The sequence below is a fragment of the Actinomadura sp. NPDC049753 genome, assembly GCF_040674655.1.
In the GTDB taxonomy this organism is placed as follows: Bacteria; Actinomycetota; Actinomycetes; order Streptosporangiales; family Streptosporangiaceae; genus Spirillospora; species Spirillospora verrucosospora.
In genome coordinates this window covers 1-11,383 of the sequence record NZ_JBFARL010000233.1, presented here as the reverse complement: position 1 = coordinate 11,383, position 11,383 = coordinate 1, and the positions used below count along the sequence as shown (strand labels likewise).

Sequence of the window (11,383 nt, the reverse complement as noted above, 5' to 3'; positions counted from 1 at the left end):
GAGCCCCCGGGCGGCGGTGCTCCAGGTGGTCGGCGGCGTGCTGGTGCTGCTCGCGATCTCCTTCGCGCTCTGGTGGTGGAACTCCGCGCCCCGCGACGAGCGGCCGGCGCGGCCGGTCGGTCCGACGATCACGCATTCCCCGGCGCCCGCCCCGACCCCGACGGCCCCGACCCCGAGCGCCCCGGGGAAGGAGGCCCCGCCGACCGAGATCCCCGAGGTCTAGCGCTCCGGGCCGGCGCGGATCCTAGGCGGACCGCACGCGCAGCTCGGCGTACGACGGGACGAGGACGCGGCGGGCGGGGCGGCGGGAGACGACCCGGTACGGGCGGCCGGAGGCCAGCAGCGTCTCCAGCATCCGCGCCACCTGGACGCGCGCGACGGCGGCGCCGAGGCACAGGTGCCGCCCGCCGCCGAACCAGAGCTGCCGCGTCTCGGGCACGTACGCGCGGCGGACGTCGAACGGCCCGGCGCCGCCCGTCGCCCGGTAGGTCAGCAGCAGGACCCGGTCGCCCGCGCGGAGCCTCCGCCCGCCGAGGGTGGCGTCCCGGGAGACGTGCCGCCCGATCACCGGCGCGGGGGCCGCGACGCGCAGGCCCTCGCGCACCGCGTTGTCCATGAGGGACGGGTCGTCGAGCAGCGCCCGCTGCCCCCCGGTGTCGTGCAGCAGGGCCGCCGTGCGGACGGTCCCGGACACCCCGGTCTCCGTCCCGGCGATCACCAGCAGGGTCGCCAGGCCGCGGGCGAGCGGCAGGCCGAGGCCCATCTCGCGGCAGCGGCCGAGGAGGGTGCCCGGCCCCGCCGTCCGGTAGGCGTGCGGGACGCCGGTGGTGATCTCCTCCACGACGGCGCGTGCCCGCCCGACGACCGCCGGGTCGAGGTCGGTGGACGCGGTCGTGCCGAGCGCCAGCCGGGCGAGCCGCTCCCCGGAGGCGAAGAGCGCGCGGTAGGCGGCGTCGGCCCGGTCCGCGGGCAGGCCCAGCAGGTCGGCGACCATGCGTCCGGCCAGGACGCGGGCCGCGTCGGCGACGTCGACGGCGGCCCCGGCGGCGAGGCGGGCGGCGAGCGCGGCGTGGGTCCGGCCCTGGGAACGCTCCACCAGGGCCCGCGCGGCGTCCTCCGTGAACAGGTCCCGGGCGCGGGTGCGGACCTCGGTGTGCGTCGCCCCGCCGAAGAACCGCCCCATCTCTTCCCCGAAGAGCTGCGTCCAGAGGTGGCCGACGCCGCCCTCGCCGTTCATGCCGAAGCGGGCGTGGTCGTTGAGGACCTGCCGCGCGAGGACGGGGTCGGTCACCACCCACCCGAGCCTCGGCACGCGGGTGATGGGGCCGGTGTGGCGCGCCGCCTCCAGGAGGGCGTACAGGCCGTGGTTCGCCGTCCACAGCAGCCGTGCCTCGTGCCGCGCCGCCCGGTCGGTCCTCATGCTGGTCACCCGCCGATTCTGGCGGGCGGAGAACCCGGAGGGAAACGCGGTATCCCTCAAACCGGGCTAAGTGGCAGTACTCACGACGAACCGGGTACAACGCCCGGCCCGGGATGCGTAGGGTTCCTCTGACCGGGAGCGCCCGCGGTCGGCGAGGCTGGCCGGACACCGAGCACGAGGAACCGGGGGACCCGAGCCCATGAGAGCCCGCATCACCGCCGCCGCCGCGCACCTGCCGGACCGGACGGTCAGCAGCGCCGAGGTCGAGGCCCGCGTCGAGGCCGAGAGCGCCGGGTACCGGCCGCACCCCACCATCGTGGAGCGGATGACCGGCATCCGCTCCCGGCACGTCATGCGCGACGACGAGCAGGCGTCCGACCTCGCCGTCGCCGCGGCCCGCCGCGCCCTCGCCGACCGCGCGGTCGGGCCGGAGGGACTGGACCTGCTGGTCTTCGGGTCGGCGTCGCAGGACCTCGTGGAGCCCGCGACCGCGCACATCGTCGCCGCCAAGCTCGGCGCGACCTGCCCCGTCTTCGACGTCAAGAACGCCTGCAACAGCTTCCTCAACGGCCTCCAGATGGCCGACGCGCTGATCCGCACCGGGCAGCACGAGCGCGTCCTGGTCTGCACGGGCGAGAGCCCGTCCCGCGCCATCCGCTGGAACGTGCGCGACCGCGCCCAGTTCGTGGACGCGTTCGCCGGCTACACCCTCTCCGACGGCGGCGCCGCGATGCTCGTGGAGGCCGCCCCGGACGGCGGGATCTTCTACCGCGACTTCGCCGCCGTCTCCCGTGCCTGGCGGGTCGGAACGCTCCCGGGGGGCGGCTCGATGCACCCGCGCGACCCCGAGTTCGGCTACTTCAGCGGGGACGGGCGGCGGCTGAAGGACGCCTTCCTGGCGACCGGTCCGGAGATCTTCACCACCGCGCTCACCAAGACCGGGCTGACCTGGGACGACTTCGCGGTCGTCGGCGTCCACCAGGTCACGCTGCCGTACCTGGAGACGCTGCGCGCGATCCTCGGCATCCCGCCCGACCGGCTCGTCGTCACGCTGCCCGACCACGGCAACGTCGCGTCCGCGAGCCTCCCGCTGCAGATCGCCACCGCGCTCGCCGAGGGCCGCTGCGGGCCCGGCGACAGGATCGCGCTGATCGGGCTCGCCGGCGGCGTCAGCCTCGGCGTCATGTTCGCGGAGCTGTGACGATGAACCTGCCCGAACCGGCGGACCCGGCGAACCTGTGGATCGTCGTCCCCGCCTACAACGAGGAGCGCTCGATCGGCGCGACGCTGCGCCGCCTCGCCGCGCAGACCGACACCGGCTTCACACTCGTCGTGGTCGACAACGGCAGCACGGACGCGACCGCCACCGCCGTCAAGGAGTTCGCCGCCGGCACGGAGGCGTTCGACGTCCGGATCGTCCACGAGCCGGAGAAGGGGACGGGCGCCGCGGCCGACACCGGCGTCCGCCACGCGATCAGCGCGGGCGCCACCCACATCGCCCGCACCGACGCCGACTGCCTGCCCCACCGCGGCTGGGTCGCGGCGGTGAAGCGGGCGTTCGGCGAGGGCCTGGAGATGGTGTCCGGACCGCTGCTGCCGCGCACCGACGAGTTCCCGCTGAAGTTCTGGGAGCGCCGCCTGCTGCCCGCCGTCATCGACCTCGCCGCCCTGTTCGGGCGGTTCCGCCCCGGCAACCAGGACCCCCTGTACCTCGGGCCGTACGTGATGATGCCGGGCTGCAACCTCGCGATCACCGCCGACCTGTACGCGCGGGCGGGCGGCTTCCCCCGCACCCGCATCGAGGACGTCCACGAGGACCGCGCGCTGGTCAACCGCGTCCGCTACGTGACCGACGCGTACGGGCTGCGCGAGGACGTCGTCGTCTACGGGTCCGTGCGCAGGCTCCGCGCCTTCGGGCTCGTCAGAACGCTCGGCTGGTACGCCGACCACCGCTACCGCCCCGCCGTCGTGGACATCCGATGACCCAGGGGACATTCGATGACACAGGGGACATCCGATGAACACAGGGGACGGCCGATGAACTGGGAGACGCGGCTCTACCTGGCCGCCCATCCCGTCGCCTACCCCCTGCTGCGCGGGGTCGCGCGGCGCGGGCCGATCGTGCGCGTGCCCGGGGTCGGGGTGGTCGTGAACGACGCCGCCCTGGCCCGCGAGATCCTCATGGACGGCGAGACGTTCCGCAAGGACGGCCCCGGCTCGCCCGGCGAGCTGTGGACGCCCGTCCTCGGGCCGTCCGTCCTGCTCAACATGGAGGGCGACGCCCACCGCGCCCTCCGCCGCCGCCTGACCGACCTGTTCACCCCCTCCTACACCGAGGCGCTGTGCGCCCGCGTGCTGGCCGAGCCGCTGGACGCGCTGTCGGACCGCCTGCGCCGCGGCGCGGCCGTCGACCTGGTGGACGCGGCGCGCGTCATGGCCGGAACCGTGATCGGCGAGGTGATCGGGCTCGAAGGCGGCACCGAGGCCGCCTACCGGGACCTGTTCGAACAGGGAGAGAAGATCGTCTCCATGGTGTCGCTGCGCACGCGGCGGCTCTCCCCGTCCCAGGCCCGCCGCGCCCGCGCGGTGCTCGACCCGCTCGGCGACGTCGCGGCGAAGTCCTACCTGGCGGGGGACGAGTCCACGGTCATGGGACGGATGCGGGCCCTCGGCCTGTCGCGGGACGAGGCGCGCGGCGCCGCCGGCGCGTTCTTCCTGACCGGCACCGAGACCGTCGCCACGCTGCTGCCGCGCCTGATCGCCCTGCTCGCCGACCACGGGCAGCTCGACCGCGTCGCCGGCGACCCTGCTCTCTTGGACCGCGCCGTGGAGGAGGCGATGCGGGTCGCGACGCCGACGCCCGTCATGCTGCGCAGCGTGCACCGCCCGGCCGTGGTCGGGGGCGCGGCGATCCGCCCCGGCGACCGGGTGCTGATCGCCACGCACAACTGCTGCCGCGCCCACGGCCCGTTCGACCTGGACCGGCCGCACCCGCCCGAGCTGCGCCGCCTGTGGTTCGGCGCCGGGCCGCACTTCTGCATCGGGTATCCGCTGGCCATGGCGCAGATCCGGCTGGTCGCCCGGACACTGCTCGGCGCCGCGCCGCTCACGGTCACGCGCCGCGCCGCCGCCCGCAACGTGCTGATCCCGACGTACCGCCACCTGGCCGTCCGGTCCGGGCGCTCCCCGGAAGCGAGGGCGGCATGACGCTCGTCCGGCAGCTCCTCGACCAGGCCGCGCGGACCCCCTCCGCCGTCGCCCTGATCTCCGGGGACGGCGCGGAGCTGACCTACGGCGACCTGCGGCGGCGGGTGCTCGCCGTCCGGCACGGGCTGCTGTCCGGCGGCCTCGCCCCGGGCGACGGCGTGCTGTTCTCGGTGCGCCCCTCGCCGGAGTCGCTCGTCCTCGCGCTGGGCGTGGTCGCGGCCGGGGGAGTCGTGGTGTTCGCCGACCCGGGGGCCGGGCCGGAGATGTTCACCGCGCGGTTGCGGCTGGCCCGTCCCCGCTGGTCGGCGGCCGAGTCGGTGCTGTACGCGGGCAGCAGGCTCCGGCCCGTCCGGGCGTACGCGCGGCGGCGCGGGCTGCTCCTGCCGAACCTCGCTGACCTGCGGATCCCGGGTGAGGGCCCGATGCGGCACGTCCACGTGGGCCGCCGCCTGCCGGGCGTGCCCCGGGGGGCGCTGTCCTTCGCGCGCCTGGCCGGGGGCGAGGCCCCCGAGCCCGGCCGCGAGGCCGATCCGGACGCGCCCGCCGCCGTCATCTTCACGTCGGGGACGACGGCGGACCCCCGCGCGGTCGTCCACACGCAGGCGTCGCTGGCGGCGGCGCTCGACCTCTTCCGGTCGAGGCTGCCCCTCGGGCCGGGGGACGTCGTCCACACCGACCAGCTCATGCTCGGCCTGCCGACGCTGATCGCGGGCGCCCGCTGGTCGATGCCGCCGCTCTTCTGCGCCCCGGCCGACTTCGCGCGGCTGATGCGCGAGCGGCGGGCCACGCACACGTTCTGCGTCCCGGTCCACCTGGCCGAGATCCTGGACGCGTGCCGCGAGCTGCCGCCGTCCGTCCGGTACGTGCTGCTCGGCGCGGCGCCCGCGCCCCCGGCCGTGCTCCGGCAGGCGGTCGACGCGGCCCCCGCCGCGGAGGTCCTGTCGGTGTACGCGATGACGGAGATCCTGCCCGTGGCGATCGCGTCGGCGGGGGAGAAGCTCGCGCACGACGGGCCCGGCGACCTGCTCGGCGCGCCGCTGCCCGGGGTCGGGGCCCGGCTGGCCGATGACGGGGAGCTGCTGCTGTCCGGCCCCAACCTGTGCCGCGGCTACCTCGGCGCGGACCCCGTCGCGGAGCTGCCGACCGGCGACCTCGCGCGGCTGGACGGCGGCCGCCTCGTCCTGACCGGACGCAAGAAGGACATGCTGATCCGCGGCAAGTTCAACCTCTACCCCGGCCTGTACGAACCGTCGATCGCCGCGCTGCCCGGCGTGGCCGAGGCCGCCATCGTGGGCGTGCCGGACCCGCGGACCGGGGACGAGGAGGTCGTCCTCGCGGTGGTCGGCCCCGGCGACCTGCCCGACCGGCTGCGCCGGACCCTTCCGGACGTCATCGACCACGACGCCCTCCCGGACCGCATCGTCGTCCTGGAGGAACTGCCCCGCTCCGGGCGCACCCGCAAGCTCGACCGGGACCGGCTCCGCGAACTGGTGGCGCCGTGAGGATCGCGGTGACGGGGGCGTCGGGGTTCGTCGGCGGCGCAGTGTGCCGGGCGCTCGCGTCCGCGGGGACCGCCGTGCTCGCGTTCGGCCGCCGCCCGGCGGTCGCCTCCGCCCATGTGGGCGGCGCCCCCTACCGGTCCTGGGACCTGACGCGGGGCCCGGTTCCGGACGCGCCCGCCGTGGACGCGGTCGTCCACTGCGCGGGCAGCGTCACCGACTGGGGGCCCGCCGCCGCACTCTTCGCCGCCAACCTCACCGGCACCCGCAACGCGCTGGCGAGCTTCCCGGGAGCGCGGTTCGTGCACGTCAGCACGGCCAGCGTGTACGACCCGTTCGCACCGAGCGCCATGGCGCGCGAGCACGAGGCCCCGGTGCGCCGCTACATGAACGCCTACGGCGCCTCGAAGGCCGCCGCCGAACGGGCCGCCGCCGGCGCCGGCGCGGTCGTCCTGCGCCCCCACGCGGTCTACGGGCCCGGCGACACGACGCTCCTGCCGCGCGTCCTGTCGGCCGTGCGGGGCCCCGTCCTGCCCGCCGTCGGGACGGGCCGCCAGCGCGTCAGCCTCACCTCGGTCGGGAACCTCGTCCAAGCCTGCGTCCTTGCCGCGACGGGACCCGCGGCCTCCGGCGTCTTCAACGTCGCGGACGCGGCGCCGGTCGCGATCGACGACGCCTTCCGCGCGATCCTGCGGGAGCGCGGCGTGCGGGCGCGCCCGGTGTACGTCCCGGCCCGCGCCGCGCGCCCGCTCGCCGCCGTCGCCGAGGGGGCGTTCCTGCTGGCCCGACGCCCCGGCCCCCCGCGCCTCACCCGCTACGCGATCAGCCATCTCGCCCTGGAGCGCACCTTCGACACCACCGCCGCCCGTGAGGCCCTCGGCTACGACCCCGCCCCGACATCCTTCGCCGGGGCCGCCGCCTGGTGAGCGTCAACCAGAGGTTGACGATCGAGCGTCGTCAACTTATGGTTGACGCATGACCGAACCACAGCGGCCTCCCGTCCAGGTCCGCCTCGACGACCTGATCAACGGCATCAAGAAGGTCCACACCGACGCCCTCGAACAGCTGACCAGCGCGGTCCTCGCCGCCGAGCACCTCGGCGATGTGGCCGACCACCTCATCGGCCACTTCGTCGACCAGGCCCGCCGCTCCGGCGCGTCCTGGACGGAGATCGGCAAGAGCATGGGCGTCAGCAAGCAGGCGGCGCAGAAGCGCTTCGTCCCGAAGGGGGAGAAGCCCGACCTCGACCCCTCGCAGGGCTTCTCCCGCTACACCGAGCGCGCCCGCAAGGTCGTCGTGGCCTCGATGGGCGAGGCCCGCGCCGCCGGCAACGCCGAGATCACCCCGGCCCACCTGGTGCTCGCCCTGCTCACCGAGCCCGAGGCGCTCGCCGCCAAGGCGATCCTCGCCCAGGACGTCCTGCTGGACACCCTCCGGCAGGCCGCCACGGCAGCGCTCCCCCCGGAGGTGGAGGGGGAGCTCCCCGAGCTCATCCCCTTCGGCCAGGACGCCAAGAAGGCCCTCGAACTGACGTTCCGCGAGGCTCTGCGCCTCGGCCACAACTACGTCGGCACCGAGCACATCCTGCTCGCCCTGCTGGAGTTCGAGGACGGCACGGGCATCCTCTCCGACGCGGGCGTCGACAAGGCGGCCGCCGAGGCGAACATCACCGCCGCGCTCGAGGCCATCGCCGCCAAGAGGGACGCACCGTGAAGCGATGAGTTCCGGCTCCGCGCACGGTCCACCCCACCATGGAGAAACTCATCAAGGCCAACGGGGCGGACCTGTGCGCGGAGACGTTCGGTGATCCGTCCGACCCGCCGGTCCTGCTGATCGGCAACACGATGCTCACGTGGCCGGACGACCTGTGCGAGCGCCTCGCCGCGCTGCGCAGGTTCGCCGTCCGCTACGACCTGCGCGACACGGGCCGGTCCGAGACCGCCGACCCCGAGGCGCCCCGCTACACCCTGCGCGACCTCGTCGCCGACGCCGCCGGCGTCCTCGACGCCTTCGGCCTGCCGTCCGCGCACGTCGCCGGGTTCGGCGTCGGCGGCTGGATCGCCCAGCTCCTCGCCCTGGACCACCCGTCCCGCGTCACCACCCTCACCCTCATCGCCACCCGGCCCACCGCCCCGGGTCCTGCCGACCCCGACCTGCCCGACCACGCCCCGGAGCTGATGGCCCGCTTCATGAAGCGGCCGCAGGTCGACTGGACGGACCGGGAGTCGGTGGTCGCCTTCCAGGTCGAGAACGCCCGCCACATGGCGGGCGCGCCCTTCGACGAGGCCGAGGCCCGCGCGAACATCGAGCGGATCTTCGACCGCACGGTGACCGGAGCCGACCCCGGCAAGGCGCACCGGGCGAACCAGATGGGGACCGTCTTCGCGGCCCTGGACACCGGCGACCGCTGGCGCGAGCGCCTCCCCGAGATCAGCGTCCCGACCCTCGTCGTGCACGGGGAGGACGACCCCTTCTTCCCGCTGGGCAACGGCCGGGCGCTGGCCGCGGAGATCCCGTCCGCCGAGCTCCTCGTCCTGCCCGGCACGGGCAACGAGCTTCCGCGCCGCACCTGGGACACGGTCGTCCCGGCGCTCCTGCGGCACACCACGGTCTGACCATGACCCGGGTCACGGCACCTTCGCTGCCACCGACGCGGCCAGTCTCGCCGCCATCCGGCACGTGTCCGCGGTGCTGAGGGACTGGCCGGTGGCGACGGTGCTCACATTCGTGGACGATCCCTCGTTCTCCCACGTGACCTGGCAGGCGCCTTCGTCCTCGCTGCCGTACGCCCGCATGCCGGGAAGCCCGGTCAGCTCGTCGTGCTCGGCGTCGGTCAGCTCGGTCTGGAAGAGGCGCAGGGGCTTCGGGGAGTACGTCAGGGTCAGCCGGAAATCCCTGTCGGCCCCGTACTGGGCGGTCTGCCACTCGCAGGTGCGGACGTCCTCCGCGGCGTTCTCGTAGCCGCCCCGCACGCCGGTGGAGATGAGCTGGTTGTCCCGGATGATGCTCTGGTCGATCACGTCGCAGGGGTCCTGGGACGCGGCGCCCGGCTTCGAGGTCCCCCCGGCGGCCCGGGCGCCGGGCTCGTCGTCGCCGGTGAGGGCGATCGCTCCCCAGGTGAGGGCCGCGGTGAGGACGACGGTGCCCACGGCGGCGGGAAGGATGATCCAGGGGCGCGTCCACGCGGGCCTCCGGTGCCCGGCGGCCCGGGTCTCGACGTGGGTGTTCCCGGCGGCCGGGGCCGGCGGAGCGGGGGGCCACGGGCCGGGCCGCCCGTCGCCTGACGGCGGCACCGCGGCCTTGCGCTCGGTGATCATCGCGCTGACCCGCTCCGGCAGCCAGCGCCCCTCGTCGGCGGCCGGCGCGAACCGCGCCAGGACGTCGCCGACCGAGGGCCGGGCGGCGGGGTCCTTGGCCAGGCAGGCGGCGACGAACGGCCGGAGCTGGACGGGCAGCCGGGACAGGTCCGGCTCCTCGTGGACGATCCGGTAGACGACGACCGCGGGCCGCCCCCTTCCGTAGGGGGTCTCCCCGGTGGCGGCGTACGCGAGGACGCAGCCGAGCGAGAAGACGTCGGACTCCGGCCCGGCCGCGCGGCCCCGCGCCTGCTCGGGGGACATGAACCCGGGGGTGCCGATGATCGCGGTGGACTTCTGCGCGGCGTCCAGGGCGCGGGCGATGCCGAAGTCGATGACGCGGGGGCCGTCGTCGGCGAGCAGGACGTTGCCGGGTTTGAGGTCGCGGTGCACCAGGCCCGCGCGGTGCACCGCGAGCAGCCCCTCGGCGAGCCCGGAGCCGAGGACCTGGACCGCCTGGTACGGCAGCGGCCCGTTCTCGGCCACGGCCTGCTGGAGTGAGGGGCCGGGGATGTAGGCGGTGACCAGCCAGGGGCGTTCGGCGTCCGGGGCGGCGTCGACGACCTGCGCGGTGTAGAAGCCCCCGACCCTGCTCGCGGCCTCGACCTCCTCGACGAACCGGCGCCGGAAATCGGCGTCGGACGCCAGCTCGGGGGCCACGACCTTGACGGCGACGAGCCGCCCGCCGGGGGAGCGGCCGAGGAAGACCTCGCCCATGCCGCCGCGGCCGAGCCGGCCGAGCAGCCGGTAGGGGCCGATCCGGGCCGCGTCTCCGGGTCCGAGGGGGATCATCGCCGGAGCTTCCAGATCTTGATGACGTCCTTCAACCGCGCGTCGTCGGTGGCGGTGGCGAGCGTGCGGCCGTCCCGGGCGAAGGCCACGCCGCCCACCCCGCCGCGGCCGATGGACACCGACAGGATCCGCCGCTTGGAGGACATGTCCCACAGGGCGACCCCGCCGCCGCCCTCGCGGGCGCCGCGGCCCGCGGCCAGGGTCGTGCCGTCGGGGCTGAGGGCCATCGACTGGAAGCCGGAGTCGGCGCCCGCGAGGGCCGCGCCCGCCTTCCTGGTCGCGACGTCCCAGACGCCGACGCCGCCGAAGGCGCCGGTGAGGGTTCCGCCGTCCGGGGTGAAGCCGAGCCCCCCGACGCCGAAGGCGTCGGCCTTGCCGACCGGCAGGGTGCCGGCGGGGGAGCGGGATGCGACGTCGAACAGGGCGACGCCGCCGCCGAGGTCGCCGTCCCCGTAGCCGGCGGCGAGGGTCTCGCCGTCCGGGCTGAAGGCGACGCTGTGCGCCGCGGCGGTCCTGCCCGCCCCGGACCCGGCGATGACGAAGGTGTGCAGCAGCTTCCCGGCCTCGACGTCCCACAGGGGCGTCTTGCCGGCGCCTTCTCCCCCGCCTGATCCGGTGCCCGCCAGGTAGCGGCCGTCGGGGCTGAACGCCAGGCCGTCCATGACGAACAGGTCGGTGCGCTCGGAGGACTTGAACGTGACCTCGGCGACCGTGCGTTTCGAGCGCAGGTCCCACACCTTGGCTCCGCCGCGGCCGGTCTCAAGGCCGTGCGACGTCATCTGCATCGGCATCATGTATCCCATGGCGACCAGGCCGTTGCCGCTGAGCGCGACGCTCTTCGGGATCACGCCCTTGTCCGCGGCCAGGGTGCTCACCAGTGCGCGCGTGTTCGCGTCCCACACTTTCAGGTTCTCCTTGAACACCCCCACGAGGTAGGCGCCGTCCGGGCTGTAGGCGACGTCCCGGAGGCTCTCCGCGGTGCCCGTCTCGATGCTCGCCACCGGGTCGAGCCGGGCGCCGCTCTTCGTGCCGCCCGCGACCGCGGCGGCCGGGCCGTGGCCCGAGCCGGACGAGAGCACCGCCGCGGTGGCCGCCGCGATCGCCACCGC

General features: G+C 75.4%; 11 protein-coding genes. 8 read left to right on the top strand and 3 right to left on the bottom strand.

Annotation, left to right across the window (positions count from 1 at the left end):
• On the top strand, positions 1-223 hold a 223-nt coding region (locus AB0K37_RS36040), incomplete at its 5' end, for a hypothetical protein (protein ID WP_363988955.1).
• 21 nt (positions 224-244) lie between these two features.
• On the opposite strand, the gene AB0K37_RS36035 is transcribed toward AB0K37_RS36040, so the two are convergent.
• The gene (locus AB0K37_RS36035) at positions 245-1,420 is read right to left on the bottom strand and encodes a cytochrome P450 (RefSeq protein WP_363988958.1); all 1,176 of its coding nucleotides are present in this window, start codon (positions 1,418-1,420) and stop codon (positions 245-247) included.
• 199 nt (positions 1,421-1,619) lie between these two features.
• Here AB0K37_RS36035 and AB0K37_RS36030 point away from each other — a divergent pair, with 199 nt between their 5' ends.
• The 7 genes from AB0K37_RS36030 to AB0K37_RS36000 are packed head-to-tail and all read left to right on the top strand — an operon-like array spanning position 1,620 to position 8,741.
• A complete protein-coding gene (locus AB0K37_RS36030) occupies positions 1,620-2,621 on the top strand; it encodes a ketoacyl-ACP synthase III (protein ID WP_363988953.1) in 1,002 nt (333 codons plus the stop codon).
• A gap of 2 nt (positions 2,622-2,623) precedes the next feature.
• Positions 2,624-3,403, top strand: a complete 780-nt coding sequence (locus tag AB0K37_RS36025) for a glycosyltransferase family A protein (RefSeq protein WP_363988951.1) — start codon at positions 2,624-2,626, stop codon at positions 3,401-3,403.
• Between the two features lie 54 nt (positions 3,404-3,457).
• The gene (locus tag AB0K37_RS36020) at positions 3,458-4,627 is read left to right on the top strand and encodes a cytochrome P450 (protein WP_363988948.1); all 1,170 of its coding nucleotides are present in this window, start codon (positions 3,458-3,460) and stop codon (positions 4,625-4,627) included.
• Positions 4,624-6,129: a class I adenylate-forming enzyme family protein gene (locus AB0K37_RS36015; RefSeq protein ID WP_363988945.1), complete on the top strand. Its 1,506-nt coding sequence runs from the start codon at positions 4,624-4,626 to the stop codon at positions 6,127-6,129. Before AB0K37_RS36020 ends, AB0K37_RS36015 begins: the two co-directional genes overlap by 4 nt.
• On the top strand, positions 6,126-7,052 hold the full coding sequence (locus AB0K37_RS36010; protein WP_363988942.1) for an NAD(P)-dependent oxidoreductase: 927 nt from the start codon (positions 6,126-6,128) through the stop codon (positions 7,050-7,052). The genes AB0K37_RS36015 and AB0K37_RS36010 overlap by 4 nt, the downstream gene beginning before the upstream one ends.
• Positions 7,053-7,101: 49 nt before the next feature.
• A complete protein-coding gene (locus AB0K37_RS36005) occupies positions 7,102-7,839 on the top strand; it encodes a Clp protease N-terminal domain-containing protein (RefSeq protein WP_363988939.1) in 738 nt (245 codons plus the stop codon).
• A gap of 38 nt (positions 7,840-7,877) precedes the next feature.
• Positions 7,878-8,741, top strand: coding sequence for an alpha/beta hydrolase (locus AB0K37_RS36000; RefSeq protein ID WP_363988936.1), 864 nt, complete (start codon positions 7,878-7,880; stop codon positions 8,739-8,741).
• 12 nt (positions 8,742-8,753) lie between these two features.
• Here the strand turns inward: AB0K37_RS36000 and AB0K37_RS35995 are convergent, their stop codons facing one another.
• On the bottom strand, positions 8,754-10,274 hold the full coding sequence (locus tag AB0K37_RS35995) for a serine/threonine-protein kinase (protein WP_363988934.1): 1,521 nt from the start codon (positions 10,272-10,274) through the stop codon (positions 8,754-8,756).
• Positions 10,271-11,383: hypothetical protein (locus AB0K37_RS35990; RefSeq protein WP_363988932.1), on the bottom strand; the 1,113-nt coding region annotated here is incomplete at its 5' end. The genes AB0K37_RS35995 and AB0K37_RS35990, both read right to left, overlap by 4 nt.

What these genes read in the sequence shown, in the direction of transcription:
- AB0K37_RS36035 (WP_363988958.1), bottom strand. Translation starts at nt 1,420, where the DNA reads ATGAGGACCGACCGGGCGGCGCGGCACGAGGCACGGCTGCTGTGGACG.
- AB0K37_RS36030 (WP_363988953.1), top strand. Translation starts at nt 1,620, where the DNA reads ATGAGAGCCCGCATCACCGCCGCCGCCGCGCACCTGCCGGACCGGACG.
- AB0K37_RS36025 (WP_363988951.1), top strand. Translation starts at nt 2,624, where the DNA reads ATGAACCTGCCCGAACCGGCGGACCCGGCGAACCTGTGGATCGTCGTC.
- AB0K37_RS36020 (WP_363988948.1), top strand. Translation starts at nt 3,458, where the DNA reads ATGAACTGGGAGACGCGGCTCTACCTGGCCGCCCATCCCGTCGCCTAC.
- AB0K37_RS36015 (WP_363988945.1), top strand. Translation starts at nt 4,624, where the DNA reads ATGACGCTCGTCCGGCAGCTCCTCGACCAGGCCGCGCGGACCCCCTCC.
- AB0K37_RS36005 (WP_363988939.1), top strand. Translation starts at nt 7,102, where the DNA reads ATGACCGAACCACAGCGGCCTCCCGTCCAGGTCCGCCTCGACGACCTG.
- AB0K37_RS36000 (WP_363988936.1), top strand. Translation starts at nt 7,878, where the DNA reads ATGGAGAAACTCATCAAGGCCAACGGGGCGGACCTGTGCGCGGAGACG.
- AB0K37_RS35995 (WP_363988934.1), bottom strand. Translation starts at nt 10,274, where the DNA reads ATGATCCCCCTCGGACCCGGAGACGCGGCCCGGATCGGCCCCTACCGG.